Raw genomic sequence first — 16,956 nt, 5'->3', positions numbered from 1 at the left:
GGCTCCATCTTCGTGCAGCTGTTGCGCGCACTGGTGCCGCTTTTGATCTTCACCGCCATTGTTGCCAGTATCGCCAACCTGCGCGAGCTCAACAATGCAGCCCGACTGGTCTGGCAGACCCTGTTGTGGTTCGCCATCACCGCGCTGGTCTCGGTTGTCATCGGTATTGCCCTTGGGCTTATCATTCAACCGGGTCTGAACAGCGGCGTGGCTGAAACTGCTGCTGCGGCACCGTCCAGCACCGGCTCCTGGCTCGACTTCCTGAAGGGTCTCATTCCCTCCAACGTTCTTGGTCTGCAGGCCTCTACCCGCATCAATGACAGTGGCGCGACCACCTCGCTGAACTTCAACGTTTTGCAGATCCTGGTGGTTTCCATTGCCGTCGGTATCGCTTCCTTGCAGGTCGGTGAAAAGGCCGAGCCATTCCTGGCGTTCAACCGCTCGCTGCTGGCCATTACACGCAAGATCCTTTGGTGGGTCATCCGCCTGACGCCAATCGGCACGATCGGCCTTCTGGGCAATGCCGTTGCTGTTTATGGTTGGGATGCGCTGGCGTCGCTCGGCTGGTATTCGGCGGCAATCTATATCGGTCTGGCGATTGTCCTGTTTGTTGTCTACCCGATCGTTCTCACGGCAAATGGCCTGAACCCTGTGCGTTTCTTTGCCGGTGCATGGCCTGCTATCCAGCTGGCCTTCGTGTCCCGCTCGTCCATTGGTACCTTGCCGGTTACGGAACAGGTTACCGAACGTAACCTCGGCGTGCCACGCGAATATGCAGCCTTTGCCGTGCCGCTCGGTGCGACCACAAAGATGGATGGTTGCGCTGCGATCTATCCGGCCATTTCGGCAATCTTTGTTGCGCAGTTCTATGGCATTCCGCTTGGTGTGCAGGAATATGTGCTGATTGCTTTTGTGTCGGTGCTTGGTTCTGCTGCGACTGCCGGCCTGACCGGTGCGACCGTGATGCTCACACTGACTTTGTCGACACTCGGCCTGCCTTTGCAGGGTGTAGGTCTGCTGCTTGCTGTTGATCCTATTCTCGATATGGGTCGTACTGCTGTCAACGTGGCGGGTCAGGCACTTATTCCGACCGTTGTTGCCAAGCGTCAGGGCATTCTTGATCAGGCAGCCTATGACCGCCGTGAAGGCATCGATGCGCTTGATCCGACGGCTGTACCTGCCGAATAATCGTCTAAGCCACTTAACGACAAACCGCCGGGAGACCGGCGGTTTTTTTATGCGGTTGGGGCGGGGAGTTGTGGGTTACCACTTCTTGCCGTCAGTGAGCCAGGCGGGTGGCCGATGATGCGCTTGAAGGCACGGCTGAATGCGGCCTGTGACCCATATCCGAGTTTGAGCGCGGCTGTTTCGATTGGCATATGTTCCTTGCCGATCCATTGCGAGGCAAGGCGCATGCGCAACTCGGTCAGGTAGCGCAGCGGCGTGATTCCGGTAACCTCAAGAAAACGTTCGGCAAATACAGAACGTGAGGCACCCATCTCGCGCGCCAGTTCGGCCAGTGACCAGTCATGGCCGGGATTGTTGTGAATGGCCAGAATGACACGGCCAAGACGCGGGTCGCGCAGTGCCGCAATCCAGCCGGAAGAATCGCCACAGCCGCACTCCACCCAGGCCCGCACGATGAATGCGGCAACCACATCAGCTAAGCGTGCCAGAATGCCAGCGAAGCCAGCACGGGCCTGTCGGGTTTCCCGTTCCATCGCTTCCAGCATCGGCAGCAGTTCCGGGTATTTGGTGATCAATGTGCTGACGAACATCACTTCCGGCATCAGCCCGACAAGTGGATGAAGGCCACCCAGATCGAATTCCATACAGCCGCTGAACACCAGCGCACGCTCGGTACATGGTATGTCGGGGTTGCAGTTTTTAATGGCGGTGACGGAGTTGCAAAGCGGTGCTGCGCTGAAGGAGCGGATGTTCTGGCAGGGATGCTCCGGGTCCGAGACCAGCGAATGCGCACCGCCGCGTGGCAACAACACGGCATCGCCTGTGTTCATCTCGTGCAGACTGCCGGACAGCGTTCTCAAATAGACCGGACCGCGTGCCACGAAATGGAATTGCGCCCGTCCTTCCACCTCGCCAAACGACAGGCCGAAAGGCGGTGCGACCTCGATACGGTTGTAGTTCAGCCCGACAAGCCGCATGCCCATCAGCAGTTCGCTGACGAGATCAGGGTCTGGGATGAGATGATTTCCGGACTTTCGATCAAGCATGACGGATTTTGTGGCATAGATCGTCCGGGCTGTCCAGCATATCTTGTCACCACTTCCTCCTCCCAAAGGACATGATGATGAACCCTACTTTTGAACCCACAACGGCCGGGGCAGGCCCGCAGGCGCCTGCTTGGGGTGCTGTGACCTCCATGGCGCTTGGTGTTTTCGGGCTGGTGACGGCAGAGTTTTTGCCGGCAAGCCTGCTGACGCCGATTGCCGCAGAACTTGGTATTAGCGAAGGTGCTGCCGGACAGGCGGTTACCGTTACGGCGGTTGTTGGCATGGTTGCCAGCCTGCTGATCACCTCAGCCGCACGCCGCATTGATCGTCGCCACCTGATGATGTTTTTCTCTGCGTTGCTGGTTGTTTCCAATCTGATGGTGGCGACTGCCCCTGGCTTCATGCTGCTTTTGATCGGCCGTCTGCTTCTCGGAATGGCGCTTGGTGGTTTCTGGGCGATGTCCACGGCCATCGTCATCCGCCTTGTGCCTCCACGCAATGTGCCGCGGGCACTGTCCATGGTGTTCAGCGGTGTTTCCGCAGCCACCATTGTTGCGGCTCCGATTGGCAGTTATGTCGGTGAAATTGCCGGCTGGCGTTTCGTTTTTGTGCTGACAGCCGGGCTGGGCGTGATTGCCTTCGTAATGCAATATCTGACCTTGCCGAAACTGGCACCATCAGGCACGAGCAGTCTGAAAACGCTTGGAACCGTGTTGACGCGGCCCGGCATTGCTCTTGGCCTCATCGCCGCGACATTGGTATTCGGTGGTCACTTTGCGTTCTTTACCTATCTGCGTCCTTATCTTGAGGCGGATATTGGTGCTGACATCGCGATGGTCTCTGCGTTGTTGCTTGGCTTTGGGCTTGCCAATTTTGTCGGCACACTCACTGCCGGTTCGTTGATTGGCCGTAGCCTGAAATTGTCGCTTGCCGTGCTGCCGCTGTTGATGGCTGTCATTGCATTCGTGATTGTGACGACGACACCACCCCTGCCACTGGCGGCCGTGCTGGTTGCTCTCTGGGGTTTCCTGTTTGGCGCGGTTCCCGTGTCATGGTCGACCTGGCTTGCACGCACCATTCCCGACGAGGCTGAAAGCGCCGGTGGTCTTCTCGTCGCATCCATCCAGTTTGCCATTGGCATGGGCGCTGCGGTCGGCGGTGTGATCTTTGACATGAACGGTGCGGCCGGTGTTTTCGGCACCGCTGGCCTTGTTCTTGCCGTTGCCAGCATCGGCATCATTCTTGGCGTCAAGCCGCGTGCTCAGGTCAGTCTCGCCTGATATCAGTCGAACTAAAATCAGAATCTGCGAAGCCGGGGTAACGCCCCGGTTTTTTGTTGTCTTTCAATTAGATGATTATTTCCTGCTGTCTGGTGTAACCATCTCGTTGCGTTCGGTCCGTTATCATCCATCAATCCGAGGCTTGCGCTCAATCTTTTGCGGGTATATACCCATTGTTATGTCAACCACCAACTGTCACTGCATCTTGTTGCGCCAGGCGTCCCGGAAGGTCTCATCCTATTATGATGAGGCGCTGGCGCCGCTTGGCATCAATATTGGTCAGTTCAGCCTGCTTCGGAAGATCAGGCGCCTTGAGCCGGCATCTTTGACGGATGTTGCGGCGGCGGCGGAACTGGATCGCTCGACGGTCGGTCGTAATGCCAAGGTGCTGGAACGTATGGGGCTGGTGGCGTTCGGCCATGGTGAGGACCAGCGCGAAGCCGTGCTGACAATTACCGGGCAGGGGCATGAGGTTCTCACCAAGGGTGCTCCACTCTGGGATAGTGTGCAGGACAATATCGAGGCGCGGCTCGGTCCGGATAAAACAAGGCAATTGCAGGAGTTGCTGGCGGCTCTTTAAGTTTTTAATAAAGCGGGTATATGCGCGCAAATAGGGGTATATACCCGTATTTAGGCGCAGCACCAGTGATCAGGAAAGGGAAGTGGAATGTTTTCCGAACGTCTTGCTGGCTGGATGGCTGGCCGAAATCTTCATTATGGTTGGGTGGTCGCGTCGACCACATTTCTGACCATGCTTGCAACGGCTGGCGCCATGGGTTCAGCCGGCGTGATGATCCAGCCGCTGCACCAGGAGTTTGGCTGGGATATCTCGGATATTTCCTTTGCCATGGCGGTGCGACTGGTTCTGTTTGGTTTGCTTGGGCCATTTGCTGCCGCCTTCATGAACCACTTCGGTATCAGGCAAGTCGTGCTTACAGCTCTGTCCCTGATCGCCGGCGGTATTGTCGCGTCCATGTTGATGACGGAAGTCTGGCAACTTATCCTGTTGTGGGGTGTGGTCATAGGCGTTGGTACCGGCATGACCGCACTGGTCCTGGGTGCAACGGTGGCAACACGCTGGTTTTCGAAACGACGTGGCCTCGTGGTTGGCCTGATGACTGCGAGCAATGCCACGGGACAGCTGGTTTTCCTGCCGATACTGGCGGCATTGACCGAAGCCTATGGTTGGCGCGCCGCGCTGACGCTGACTGTCGCGGTGATATCGCTTGCCATGCTGCTTGTGTTGTTTCTGATGCGTGACCACCCCGCCGATGTCGGACTGCCCGCCTATGGCGATGACACCGTGACCGTTCGCCCGAACCAAGATCACAAATTGCTGACAACGCTCGTTTCTCCATTGCTGGTGCTGAGAGACGTCTCCACCAACCCGGTATTCTGGGTGTTGTTTGGCACGTTTTTTATCTGTGGCCTGTCCACCAACGGTCTGATCCAGACACACTGGATTTCGATCTGCGGAGATTTCGGCATGGCTGCGGTGACTGCCGCCGGCACATTGGCGGTAATCGGTATCTTCGACTTTTTCGGTACCGTGCTTGCGGGTTGGCTCTCCGACCGGTTTGACAACCGCTTCCTGTTGTTCTGGTTTTATGGTCTGCGCGGTCTGTCGTTGATCTATCTGTCCTTCTCGGGTTTCAGCCTGGTTGAATTGTCTGTCTTTGCGATCTTCTATGGTCTCGATTGGGTTGCCACCGTTCCGCCAACCGTGAAGCTGGCAGCGGAAAACTTCGGCCGTGAAAAGGCTGGTCTGGTGTTTGGCTGGGTATTTACCGGTCATCAACTGGGTGCGGCGACAGCAGCCTTCGGTGCCGGTTACTTCCGGGATGATTTTGGAACCTACATGCCCGCTTTGCAGATCGCAGGTGTCATGTGCATGATCGCGGCTGTTTCGGTGCTGCTCTTGAGGAAGCCCGGCACCACCAATCTGGCGACGCCAACCTTGGCGCGGTCATAACGCACAGCTCAGCCAATCGTGCTGACACAGGCGTGTTTTTCATAAAAAAGCCGGGAGCATGTCCCGGCTTTTTTCGTGATGTGTTGCTGGTTATTTCGCCAGATCGGCCAAAACCTTGACCAGCCCCTGCGTGGAGCTGTCATGGCCATCGGCCTTTTCCTTACCTTCAACGACAGGCAGCAGGCCAGTTGCCAGTTCCTTGCCAAGCTCTACGCCCCACTGGTCAAACGAGTTGATGCGGAACAATACGCCTTCCACGAACACGCGGTGTTCATAAAGGGCAATCAGACGGCCAAGCGCAAATGGCGTCAGCTTGTCATAGACAAAGGTGATCGAAGGACGGTTGCCGGTGAACACGCGGTGCGGGGCGATGAAATCGGCCTGCTTGTCGTCCATGCCCTTCGAGGTCAGCTGAGCCTTGGCTTCTGCCAGTGTGCGGCCCTTCATCAAAGCTTCCGACTGCGCCAGGCAATTGGAAATCAGCAGCTGGTGCTGATGGCGCAGGTCTGGTTCAAAACCATTGGCCGCAATCATGAATTCGGCCGGAATGATGCTCGTTCCCTGGTGGATCAGCTGGTAGAAAGCGTGCTGTCCGTTGGTGCCGGGTTCACCCCAAACAACTGGACCGGACTGGCCGGCGACTGGCTTGCCGTCAATCGTCACACCCTTGCCATTCGATTCCATATCCAGCTGCTGCAGATAGGCCGGGAAGCGTGACAGACGCTGATCGTAAGGCAGGATGGCGCGGGTTGGATAGTCGAGAACATTGCGGTTGTAGAAGCCAATGAGGCCCAACAGCATCGGCAGGTTCTGGCGGAACGGCGCCTCGCGGAAGTGTTTGTCCATGGCGTGGGCACCATCGAGGAACTTGCCGAAATTGTCTGGGCCAATGGCGATCATCAGCGGCAGGCCGATGGCAGACCAGATGGAATAACGACCGCCAACCCAATCCCAAAAACCGAAAATACGGTCACTTTCGATGCCAAACGCGGCAACCTTGTCGAGTGCCGTGGATACGGCGCAGAAATGGTGTTTGACGGCCTGTTCGCCCAGCTTGTCGGCGATGAACTTGCGCGCGGTCGCAGCATTGGTCATCGTTTCAATGGTGGTGAAGGTTTTCGACGCAACGATGAACAGTGCGGTTTCCGGGTCGATCGACTTCAGCGTATCGGCAATATGCGCGCCGTCGATGTTGGATACGAAATGGGCGCGTGGGCCATCATGGAATGGCGCAAGCGATAGCGTCGCCATGACTGGGCCGAGATCCGAACCGCCAATACCGATATTGATAACGTCGGTGATCTTCTTGCCGGTTGCACCTTTGAGGGTGCCATGGCGGATGGCATCGGCAAATTTGCCCATGGCGGCAAGAACGCCGTTGACGTCAGGCATCACATCCTTGCCGTCAACCAGCACCGGTGTATTGGAACGGTTGCGCAATGCGGTGTGCAAAACGGCGCGATCTTCTGTGAAGTTGATCGCCTTGCCCGAAAACATTTCTTCGCGCTTTTCAGCGACGCCGCCTGCGGTGGCCAGTTTTTCAAGCAGATCAACGATCTCGGCATTCACTGCGCATTTGGAATAATCCATCAGCAGGTCGTCAAAACGGGCGCTGAAATTGTCGAAACGCTTTGCGTCCTTGGCAAAAGCGGCCCTGATATCTGTGGCAGATGTGGCCGCAGCCGTAGATTTCAGGTTTTCGATGATAGCCTGCATGGAAAGTTCCTCAGTTCCGTGGAAGGATGCAGAAACTATTCCCTTTCAGCAGGCCAAATCAAGGCGCGTATTAGACAAAAGAACGATGTTCTTTCCGACCACCGTTCTCTTGCCGAATGAAACCGTCGTTAGCTGCGCAGTTCACGCCGTAGAATCTTGCCGACATTGGTTTTGGGCAGTTCGGTTCTAAACTCGATCTGTCTCGGGCGTTTGTAGTTGGTTAGATTTTCAGCGCAGAACGCCTTGAGTTCTTCTGCGGTCAGGTTTGGATCTTTCTTGACCACGAAGAGTTTGACGGCTTCGCCCGAGCGTTCATCCGGCACACCAATCACTGCGCATTCCAGAACGCCGGGATGGGAGGCAACCACTTCCTCGACCTCGTTGGGATAGACGTTGAACCCTGACACCAGGATCATATCCTTCTTGCGATCAACGATCTTGGTATAACCATGTTCATCCATGAAACCCATGTCGCCGGAGCGGAAATAACCATCCGCCGCCATGACCTTGGCGGTTTCATCCGGCCGTTGCCAGTAGCCGGCCATGACCTGTGGTCCACGAATACAGATTTCACCAACCTCACCAAATGGCAGGCTGTTGTCGTTCTCGTCACGAATATCGATTTCGGTTGAAGAAATGGGTAGACCGATCGTGCCGGTAAAATCATTGATATCCAGCCGGTTGACGGTCGCAACAGGTGAAGTCTCCGACAGGCCATACCCTTCGCTGATCGGGCGGCCCGTGACCTGCATCCAGCGTTCTGCCACCGAGCGCTGCACTGCCATGCCGCCGCCAAGCACAAGCAGCAATTCTGAAAAATCAAGTTTTTTGAAGTCATCATTGTTCAACAGCGCGTTGAACAGCGTGTTGATGCCGGGGAAAACGTGGAAGCGGTGGTGGCTCATTTCCTTGACGAGGGCCGGTATGTCACGCGGATTGGCGATCAGCACGTTGTTGGCGCCAAGCGCCACACCCATCAGCGAATTCACCGTTAATGCGAAAATATGGCAAAGAGGCAGGGCGCACAGGAAGGTCATGCTTTCCGGACGCTGTTTTCCGGCCAGTGCCGAATCAAGCCATAATGAAATCTGCGCCTTGTTGGCCAGAAGGTTGTTGTGGGTCAGAACCGCACCCTTGGAGATGCCTGTGGTGCCACCGGTATATTGTAGAAACGCCACATCTTCCGGCACAATGTCGGTCTGCGTCATTTTCAGTCTGGCGGCTTCCTTCATCATGTCTGTGTATCGAATCGCGCAAGGGATCGACCATTTGGGCACGATCTTCTTGATACGGCGCAGTACGAAATTGATGAGCAGACCTTTTGCGCCAAACATATCGCCAATCGAGGCAACGACGACATTCTGGATATCGGTGCCAACAATGGCCTGCTGGGCAGTGTGAGCGAAGTTTTCCAGCACGAACAAAACTTTCGCGCCCGAATCCTTTAACTGATAGGTCAGTTCGCGGGCAGTGTAGAGCGGGTTGATGTTCACCACGATCATGCCAGCCCGCAAGATGCCGTAAACGGCAATCGGGTTCTGGAGAATGTTGGGCATCATCACTGCAATACGGTCGCCCTTGCGGAAACCGTGCACTTGCAACCAGGCAGCCACCTTGCGGGTTTCTTCATCCAGTTCGGCATAGGTGATCGACTTTCCCATGCTGGTGAAAGCTTTGCGGCCAGCATAGGCGGCGCAATTTTTTTCCATCAGGTCACGCAGCGACGAATAGGCCGATGGCGGAATTTCCGCAGGCACACCTTCCGGATAGGATGTGAGCCACGGTTTGTCTTTTGCAGAACCTTCTGGTTTTGTTTTGAACGTGTCGTTCATGCCGCTCCTCCCAGCGTAACTTATCGCACAGCGTGTTGTGTGAGGCAAATGGCCACCAACCGCCGTTCACGCCAATCCAGTCCTCCAACCAAATTGGTTTGCCTGGGCAAAATGTATGTAACTCTAACGTAAACGTCAATCTCACTGTAACGATTGTTACAATCAAAATTGCATGAAGTCATGCACGGTAAGATCGTCTCCTATCCTTGATGTTCGACCCAAATATCTGTCGCTTGCCCAATTGATGAGGTCGAATGTAGTGCACTCTCCAAGATTCCACTTTGAAAATGCGTTTTCACAACACTGGCTTGTCGGTTGGTTTTGACTTTAATCCTGATTTGCGCGATCAACAAAGATGATCGAACGACCTGCATGGAATGATGTGAATGACTGTCGCTGCGCTTGAGTTGAAAAACATCGGTAAACGTTTTGGTGCCACCGATGTGCTTGATAAGATTGACCTGACGGTCAATAGTGGTGAGATCATATGCTTGGTCGGTCGCTCAGGCTGTGGCAAGTCAACGCTTCTGCGCATCATTGCCGGTGTTGAAACGCCCGATGACGGCACACTCTTGATGAATGGTCGCGAGATCGCTGGCCCCAATTCTTTCGTCGAGCCTGAAAACCGCAATATCGGATTTGTGTTTCAGGACTACGCGCTGTTTCCACATCTCACCGTTGAGCGCAATGTGATGTTCGGTCTGAAAGGTGTGGCAAAGGAAGAGGCGCGTGAACGGGCGAATTACCTGATCGAGCATGTCGGGTTGCAGGCACTGGCAAAACGTTATCCCCATACGCTGTCCGGTGGCGAGCAGCAGCGCGTTGCCTTGGCAAGGGCGCTTGCGCCACGTCCTGCCATCCTGCTGATGGACGAGCCGTTTTCAAATCTCGACCGTGGACTGCGTGACAGCGTGCGCGAAGAAACGCTGTCACTGCTGCGCAGCCTTGGCACCACGGCTATCATGGTCACACATGATCCCGAGGAAGCGTTGTCTGCCGGTGATCGTGTGGTGCTGATGCAGCAAGGCAAGATCGTGCAAACCGGCAGTGGATACGATCTGCACGACAGACCAAATTGCCGTTATGCGGCGGATTTCTTCTGTGCCTTCAACAAGGTCAATGGCATCATTCGTGACGGTCGGATTGAAACCGGATTGGGTGCTTTTGCGACGCCTGAAAAACTGCCAGAGGGCGCGCAGGCCGTCGCCTATATTCGTCCGAGTGCGATTTTGCTTTCGGTAAATGGTGCAATGAATGGTTCGGTGGAAGGTGTTGTTTCCGGAAGAACCTTCCTTGGTGAGATCGAGCAGATCAGTATCCAGGTTCCCGGCATGAGTGAGAATCTGCGGGTGCGCAGCATGGATCGCCTGCCGCAAGGCTTGGATCGTGTCCAGCTTGAGGTGAAGCCGGAAACGGTTCTGGTTTTTATCTGAGGTTGTGTTTGTGTTGATATTCGCTTTGTTTTTGATGGAATTATCAACTTGAAGTGAGTATTTCTCGCAAATTTTCCAGCGTTCAAACTTGACATTATTTGTCATGTATGGTGCAGACCGCCTGTAACTTTTTGTAGGAGTACAGGGGATTAAGATGAGCAAAGTTATATCTTTCAAGACAGCACTTTTAGCAAGCGTATTCGTGGCGGGTGCAGCTCAGGCCACTGAACTGAACATCTACACGACCCGCGAACCGACTCTTATTCAGCCGCTTCTCGATTCTTTCACCACCTCCAGCGGCATCAAGGTCAACACTGTCTTTCTCAAGGACGGTCTGGCGGAACGTGTTCTGAGCGAAGGTGCAAGCTCTCCGGCGGATATTCTGATGACGGTTGATGCCGGTAACCTCGTCGACCTCGTGGACAAGGGCGTGACGCAGGCTGTCGATTCCGCTGCGCTGAAGGATGCCGTTCCTGCTGAACTGCGTGATGCTGCCGGCAACTGGTTTGCCCTGTCGATGCGTGCCCGCGTTCTCTACGCTGCCAAGGACCTTGATCTTGCGTCCTTCAATTATGAAGACCTGGCGGATGCCAAGTGGAAGGGCAAGGTTTGCATTCGTTCCGGCCAACATCCCTACAACACGGCACTGTTTGCCGACTACATTGCCCATTACGGCGCAGAAGAAACGGAGAAGTGGCTGGCTGGCGTCAAGGACAATCTGGCCCGCAAGGCTGGCGGTGGCGACCGTGATGTTGCCAAGGATATTCTCGGCGGCATTTGCGATATCGGTCTCGCCAACTCCTATTATGTTGGCCTGATGCGTTCGGGCAAGGGCGGTGAAGACCAGGTCAAGTGGGGCGATGCAATCAAGGTTGTTCTACCGACCTTCAAGGATGGCGGTACGCAGGTCAACATTTCGGGTGCTGCGGTTGCCAAGAACGCACCGAACAAGGACAATGCGGTAAAGCTTCTGGAGTATCTGGTGTCTGACGAAGCCCAGAAGATCTACGCAGAGGCCAATTACGAATATCCGGTCAAGTCGGGCGCTTCTGTTGATCCGATCATCGCCTCGTTTGGCGAACTGAAGATCGACAACAAGCCGCTGTCGGAAATCGTCACCCACCGCAAGCAGGCCAGCGAACTGGCTGAAAAGGTTGGCTTCGACAACTGATAATCAGTTTGTTACATGCTACCGAGGCGCTCGTTTTGAACGGGCGCCTTTGGCCGTTTATAGTTTGCCGGTTTAGACGTCCGGATATTTACCCTGAAGAGCAGGTTGCTACGTGAGCCTTAATTCTGACGCTGAAACTGCAACATTTGCCAAACGCCGCAGACCGGAGAGCTGGCTTGTTGGTGCAATGTTGATTGCGTTTCTTGCGCTTGTGCCGGTTCTGGCTCTGCTTTTTGAGGCGGCGCAAGGTTCTCAGGGCCTTTGGCAACACCTGGCAGCGACGGTGCTGGCCACTGCCTTGCCCGAAACATTGCTTCTGTTGATTGGGGTTGGTCTGATCGCCGGCGTTGTCGGCACGCTGGCTGCGTGGTTGGTTGCCGCCCATGATTTTCCCGGTCGCAAGATTCTTGAATGGGCGTTGCTTTTGCCGCTCGCCATGCCGACCTATATCGTTGCTTACGCTTATCTTGATATTTTGCATCCGATTGGACCGGTACAGGAACTCATTCGCTGGGTGCTCGGTTATTCGAGCCCTCGCGAATTCCGGCTGACCGATATCCGCTCGATGACCGGATGTATCATTCTGCTTGGCTTCGTACTCTACCCTTACGTCTATATCCCTGTACGAGCCATGTTCATGACGCAGGCTGGCAATCTGATAGAGGCAGCGCGCAGCCTTGGAACCTCACGCACTGGTATTTTCATGCGTGTTGCGGTGCCGCTGGCACGCCCAGCCATTGCGGTCGGCATCAGTCTGGCATTGATGGAAGCTCTCAATGATATTGGCGCATCGGAATTTCTGGGTGTGCGTACATTGACTGTCTCGGTCTACACCACCTGGGTCACACGTTCCGATCTTCCGGGTGCTGCGCAAATTGCCCTGTTCATGTTGTTTATCGTTGTTGCCTTGGTCGCACTGGAGCGCTGGGCGCGCCGCAAGCAGCGCTATTCGGTTTCTGCACAGCGCAACAATCCGCTCCAGCCCTTGCGGTTGGGTGGTGTCAAAGGGTGGATGGCATGTTTTGCCGGCAGTCTGCCAGTGCTTGTCGGGTTTGTATTTCCAGCCATCTATCTGGTTGTTGAAGCGTGGAAACGCTTCCGTTTCAGCGGTCTTTCGCCACGTCTGATGGGGGAGGCCGTCAATACACTGGTCTTTGCAGGTCTTGCGACGCTGATCACGCTGCTGTGCGGCATCATTGTTGTTTACGCCATGCGCCTGAGGCCCGGCGCAGCCAGCCTGTGGAGCTATCGCCTGTCGACAATCGGTTATGCGGCGCCAGGCACTGTTATTGCCATTGGTGTGCTGATTGCGCTTGGATCTTTTGACCGATTGGTCGATGCCGCCGCACAGAGCTGGTTTGGTGTATCAACCGGCCTACTGATGATCGGTAGCGGGAGTGCGCTGATCTTTGCATACACTGCGCGCTTCCTGACCATCGCTGCTGGTGGTGTCGATGCCGGTTTAAGCCGTATTCCGCATTCATTTGATCACGCTTCAAGGACACTCGGCCGTTCGGCGGGGGCGACTTTCCGGCATGTGCATTTCCCACTGTCCAGGGCAGCAATTGCCGCAGCTGGTCTGCTGGTGTTCGTTGATTGCGTCAAAGAGCTGCCAGCAACACTTTTGCTACGGCCATTGAACTTCGAAACATTTGCCACCCATCTCTACGGGGAGGCGGCGCGCGGCACTTATGAAGAAGCCTCTGTGGCGGCATTGGCCATTGTTGTCATCGGCATATTGCCGGTTATCCTGCTGGCGCGCGTTGGACGGATAGCTACATCACGTCATTGATGGAAAGTTGACCGCAGAAACGAAACTGTTTTGAGATGAGACATCTCGTCCGGTTTCGTATCAAGGCTTACATGCAGGAAGAGAACTGTTGTTAAATTCATTAGTAATAACTAATCAAAAAAAGTGAATTAAAGGAACTGCTGATGTAATTTTTGCTTCAATGGTTTGTAGCCGCTGTTGGCTAACAACATTTGGAGGAAAATCATGAAAAAAATAACAAGCAGCCTTCTTCTGTCCGCCAGCCTTTTCATGCCGATTGGTGCTCACGCTCTCGACATCAATGTTGGTGGTGACAGCGGTGTGAGCGTCAGCGTTGACGCGAGTGACGGACTCGACGCCGGTGCCTCAGTTGGCGGTCGTGATGGCGTGAATGCAGGTGCATCCGTTGGTGGCCGCAGCAGTGGTGGCTTGGGTGCTGATGTCAGCGCTTCCGTTGGTGGTAGCGATGGTGTCAATGCAGATGTCGGTGCCACAGTCGGTGGCCGCGACGTTGCCAATGCCAACGCCAGAGCTTCGGTCGGCGGTTCGAGCGGGTTGAATGCCAATGTCGGGCTGAATGCGGGTACCGGTGGTGTCAATCTGGGTGTCGGCCTTGGTCTCGGCGGAACAACAACACCAGGCACTCCAGGTGTCAATAATCCTGGCACGAATACCCCAGGACTGCGTCGAGCCATCCTGAGCTATAATAACATGTCACGTCAGGAGCAGATCAAACTGGCTCGCCGTTGCGTCGATATTCTGGGTAGCGGCGGTTATGATGCGGCTCTCATGCAACTCTGCCGCATGATCCAGGTCGCGTCGCGCTAAATGCGACGGCATTCTGGATTGCTAAGGCCACCGTCACCCGCAACTGATGTTGCGGGTGATTTTTTGACATGGTTTGGCCAGTCGTTTTTCTTCGAAAAACCTACGCGCCACGTCGTCCCAGCGACATGATGCGCTGACGCAGCATACGCGCGATGCTGCGGGTATTGCGGTACATATGGACCTGCGAGGAAACCTGCCGAACGTCCCGGTCGCTTTTTTGGGTCAAGCCGATGATCAGCGTTCCCATGTCTTCCCGCTCTTTCCAGAACCGGCTCATGATCGGGTGATCTTCGATCGCGCAGCTATCTGTTCGCACAATATTGGCATCGTCGAGGTGCCAATCCGTCAGCTTCCATGTCAGCAGCTTGCCGGGTGAGTACCGCGAATAGTCTTCATTGTAAGCGGTTTTCCAGGTGTAGGCTTCGCCCTGCGCCATCAGAACAACCATCGAAGCGATTGCCTGTCCATCAAGGTCGATGGTGTGAATACGAGCCGCATCATTTTCAGCCAGATTGTTGATGCCTTCCCGGGCAAATGCGGCCCGGTAGCGGTCATCCACCAGGGCAGACCTTTTACGGCCTTTCCAGCCACTGGCTTCCAGTGCCAAAAACTCTTCCAGTCGGAAGCGGATATCCTTCGGCTGGCGTGCCACATTGTAGCTCAGCGTGCCCGCCTTTTCCAGAAGTCGCCATTGGCGACGCATTTCACGCAAGTGATTGGAGGCGAGCGTTTCCTTGAGATAGGTGTCGCCATCCTCATAACTTTGCAGCATCGGGCGCTTGTGCAACTCGGCGGTGGCAAGCGGCAGGTTGCGGCTAAGCGCAATTGCCTTGAGCATGCGGGCAAAAGGACCATCAAGTCTGAGATCGGGCAGAACCAGAACATCCGGCAAACCGGCGCGATCGTCGCTTAAGGCATCGATCAGCGTATCGATGGTTTCTGCTGCCGCTTCGGTATCGACAAGCGGTGTGCCAAGTGGCCCGAATGGATTTGCCCAAACTCGGATCACGGAAGGGCCAATCGCGAAGCCCGGCTTTTCAACCGAAAATGGCATCAGCAGACGCATGCGGCTACGCTGTTCATTGCGGTCGCGGATCAGCGCAAAACGCACGGCACGTTCATCGATACGGGTCATGGCCGGGGCGAGAAGGCGCCCGGTGAAAAACACGTTCGGCTCCATCACCCGGTTGGTAAGGAAGTCCAGTTCTTCCTGCAGTTCGTAACCCAGCTGAGCGGGATAGATGCAGAACTCACGGCCGCTGCGCCCGATCTGCAAGGTCTTTTCAGCAACGGGCGTTGCCACGTCGGTCATGTCAGCGGTTTTTGCATCTTTTGGCGTCTCGACCATGGGTGCGTCGGTAGGGCGCTGATTGGGGGTCATGGTCATGCTGCCTTTTTCTGGTCGGGACGCGAAAGGGCAAGCGGGAAAGCAAACAGCGCAATGCCGAGGGTACGGCGCACGGCAATGTGCAGCAGAACGGTTTCAATAACCGTTATGGCTGCCGTGGCTGTTGCTGCCCCGATCAGCCCGTAAAGCGGCGTCAGGGTCAGATAGAGAATAATGCCGCACACCAGAGTGGCGACGTAGATGCCAACGCAGAGTTTCTGATGTCCGGTCATATTCAACAGAGCCTCGGCTGGGCCGATACTGCCCTTGGCCATGAAACCTGCAAACAGAATGAACATCAGGCCGTAACCTTGAGTAAAAGCGGGTCCAAACAGCGACAGAAGCAGCGGACCTGCCAGTAAAACGCAGGCCCCGATGGCAAGTGATGGCCAGAATGTCCAGCGGGCTGATTGGCGTGCAAACACGGATAGGCCTTCCCGGTCGTTATCGGCGATCAGCGCTGCAAAACGAGGCGAAGCTGCGGCCTTGACCGCAAAGAATACGAATTGCACCAGAATGATGGTCTTGGCGGCGGCAAAATAGATGCCGACCTGGTCCGGCGGCAGGTAGAAGCCAACCACCAATACGTCGGCGTTGGTCATCATGAAACCGATGCCATCGATCACGAAGATGGGCAGGGCAAAACGGAACCACTGTGGAAAGTGAATGGTGCGGGCACCGCGATCGAACGACCGATCAAGCCGTTTGCTGATCATCATCAGTTGCAGCAACGTCGTGGTATAGGCGGCTGCGAGTGCAGCAACCATCGCGGTGGTTGCCGTATGAGGTTCACCCGCCAATATGGCGACCAGCATATAGATCAGGATCAGCAGCGGGCGGATGATGTAGGTTGGGCTGAGCGCAGATACTGGCCAACCATTGGCACGTGCGGTTCCATCCAGCACATCACCAAGTGCGATCATCGGCAGGATCAAGGCACCCAGAAATGCCGGCACGAGGTAATAATCGGGCACCGTGTGGCCGAAGAAATAAAGAAATGCTGCACCTGCAGCTGCCATCAGGCTTGCCGAAACCAGTGCGAAGATGCGTGCAGTAGCGGTCAATCCACGGATCAGATGGTTTTCACCTGCCGCTTTGTAACCAGGGAGGAACCGAATGACAGTTGCATGGAAACCGAGACAGGACATGTTGCCAAGCAGAATGACCATGACCCAGACAAAGGCAAAGATGCCGTAATCGAACTCACCCATCACCCGGGCAAGCATGATCTGCGACACAAAGGCAATGCCTGCACTGATGACGCGGATCAGGAAGGCAATCAGGGCAATGCGCTGGGCGCGCGCAGCTTCGGTTTCTCCAGACAATATCCGT

The 16,956-nt window shown here is 55.4% G+C and carries 13 protein-coding genes; 8 read left to right on the top strand and 5 right to left on the bottom strand.

All coding sequences use genetic code 11. The features are described from left to right. The coding region (locus tag RT613_RS07940) for a dicarboxylate/amino acid:cation symporter (protein ID WP_313614364.1) at positions 1 to 1,188 on the top strand (1,188 nt) is incomplete at its 5' end. A gap of 47 nt (positions 1,189 to 1,235) precedes the next feature. Here the strand turns inward: RT613_RS07940 and RT613_RS07935 are convergent. Continuing rightward, positions 1,236 to 2,234, bottom strand: coding sequence for an AraC family transcriptional regulator (locus RT613_RS07935; RefSeq protein ID WP_313614363.1), 999 nt, complete (start codon positions 2,232 to 2,234; stop codon positions 1,236 to 1,238). 77 nt (positions 2,235 to 2,311) lie between these two features. Between RT613_RS07935 and RT613_RS07930 the strand changes: the two genes are divergently transcribed. From RT613_RS07930 to RT613_RS07920, 3 genes are all read left to right on the top strand, one after another. Next, entirely contained in the window at positions 2,312 to 3,514 is a 1,203-nt protein-coding gene (locus RT613_RS07930; protein ID WP_313614361.1) for an MFS transporter, read from the top strand. 178 nt (positions 3,515 to 3,692) lie between these two features. After that, entirely contained in the window at positions 3,693 to 4,094 is a 402-nt protein-coding gene (locus RT613_RS07925; RefSeq protein WP_313614359.1) for a MarR family winged helix-turn-helix transcriptional regulator, read from the top strand. Between the two features lie 87 nt (positions 4,095 to 4,181). Beyond that, the gene (locus RT613_RS07920) at positions 4,182 to 5,486 is read left to right on the top strand and encodes an MFS transporter (RefSeq protein WP_313614357.1); all 1,305 of its coding nucleotides are present in this window, start codon (positions 4,182 to 4,184) and stop codon (positions 5,484 to 5,486) included. A gap of 90 nt (positions 5,487 to 5,576) precedes the next feature. On the opposite strand, the gene pgi is transcribed toward RT613_RS07920, so the two are convergent. Next, positions 5,577 to 7,202 (bottom strand): glucose-6-phosphate isomerase, encoded by a 1,626-nt coding sequence (pgi, locus tag RT613_RS07915; protein ID WP_313614356.1) that lies wholly within the window; start codon positions 7,200 to 7,202, stop codon positions 5,577 to 5,579. Positions 7,203 to 7,330: 128 nt separating this feature from the next. Beyond that, positions 7,331 to 9,034: a long-chain-fatty-acid--CoA ligase gene (locus RT613_RS07910; protein ID WP_313614354.1), complete on the bottom strand. Its 1,704-nt coding sequence runs from the start codon at positions 9,032 to 9,034 to the stop codon at positions 7,331 to 7,333. A gap of 386 nt (positions 9,035 to 9,420) precedes the next feature. Between RT613_RS07910 and RT613_RS07905 the strand changes: the two genes are divergently transcribed. From RT613_RS07905 to RT613_RS07890, 4 genes are all read left to right on the top strand, one after another. Further along, complete coding sequence (locus tag RT613_RS07905; RefSeq protein WP_313614352.1) at positions 9,421 to 10,467, top strand: ABC transporter ATP-binding protein; 1,047 nt, start codon at positions 9,421 to 9,423, stop codon at positions 10,465 to 10,467. 154 nt (positions 10,468 to 10,621) lie between these two features. After that, complete coding sequence (locus RT613_RS07900; RefSeq protein WP_313614350.1) at positions 10,622 to 11,638, top strand: extracellular solute-binding protein; 1,017 nt, start codon at positions 10,622 to 10,624, stop codon at positions 11,636 to 11,638. 187 nt (positions 11,639 to 11,825) lie between these two features. Beyond that, entirely contained in the window at positions 11,826 to 13,430 is a 1,605-nt protein-coding gene (locus RT613_RS07895; RefSeq protein WP_313614554.1) for an iron ABC transporter permease, read from the top strand. A gap of 204 nt (positions 13,431 to 13,634) precedes the next feature. Continuing rightward, positions 13,635 to 14,237 (top strand): hypothetical protein, encoded by a 603-nt coding sequence (locus tag RT613_RS07890; protein WP_313614349.1) that lies wholly within the window; start codon positions 13,635 to 13,637, stop codon positions 14,235 to 14,237. Positions 14,238 to 14,337: 100 nt separating this feature from the next. Here the strand turns inward: RT613_RS07890 and RT613_RS07885 are convergent, their stop codons facing one another. Next, positions 14,338 to 15,549 (bottom strand): GNAT family N-acetyltransferase, encoded by a 1,212-nt coding sequence (locus tag RT613_RS07885; protein WP_313614553.1) that lies wholly within the window; start codon positions 15,547 to 15,549, stop codon positions 14,338 to 14,340. Between the two features lie 71 nt (positions 15,550 to 15,620). Further along, a partial coding sequence (locus RT613_RS07880; RefSeq protein WP_409558783.1) for a lipopolysaccharide biosynthesis protein occupies positions 15,621 to 16,956 on the bottom strand: 1,336 nt, incomplete at its 5' end.

It is taken from the genome of Agrobacterium sp. (assembly GCF_032092815.1).
GTDB lineage: Bacteria > Pseudomonadota > Alphaproteobacteria > Rhizobiales > Rhizobiaceae > Agrobacterium.
Note: the sequence above shows the minus strand (reverse complement) of the source record. Positions and strands in the feature narration are given on the sequence as shown.

Coding starts and splice junctions, on each gene's coding strand:
- RT613_RS07935 (WP_313614363.1), bottom strand. CDS start 2,234: ATGCTTGATCGAAAGTCCGGAAATCATCTCATCCCAGACCCTGATCTC.
- RT613_RS07930 (WP_313614361.1), top strand. CDS start 2,312: ATGAACCCTACTTTTGAACCCACAACGGCCGGGGCAGGCCCGCAGGCG.
- RT613_RS07925 (WP_313614359.1), top strand. CDS start 3,693: ATGTCAACCACCAACTGTCACTGCATCTTGTTGCGCCAGGCGTCCCGG.
- RT613_RS07920 (WP_313614357.1), top strand. CDS start 4,182: ATGTTTTCCGAACGTCTTGCTGGCTGGATGGCTGGCCGAAATCTTCAT.
- pgi (WP_313614356.1), bottom strand. CDS start 7,202: ATGCAGGCTATCATCGAAAACCTGAAATCTACGGCTGCGGCCACATCT.
- RT613_RS07910 (WP_313614354.1), bottom strand. CDS start 9,034: ATGAACGACACGTTCAAAACAAAACCAGAAGGTTCTGCAAAAGACAAA.
- RT613_RS07905 (WP_313614352.1), top strand. CDS start 9,421: ATGACTGTCGCTGCGCTTGAGTTGAAAAACATCGGTAAACGTTTTGGT.
- RT613_RS07900 (WP_313614350.1), top strand. CDS start 10,622: ATGAGCAAAGTTATATCTTTCAAGACAGCACTTTTAGCAAGCGTATTC.
- RT613_RS07895 (WP_313614554.1), top strand. CDS start 11,826: ATGTTGATTGCGTTTCTTGCGCTTGTGCCGGTTCTGGCTCTGCTTTTT.
- RT613_RS07890 (WP_313614349.1), top strand. CDS start 13,635: ATGAAAAAAATAACAAGCAGCCTTCTTCTGTCCGCCAGCCTTTTCATG.
- RT613_RS07885 (WP_313614553.1), bottom strand. CDS start 15,549: ATGACCGACGTGGCAACGCCCGTTGCTGAAAAGACCTTGCAGATCGGG.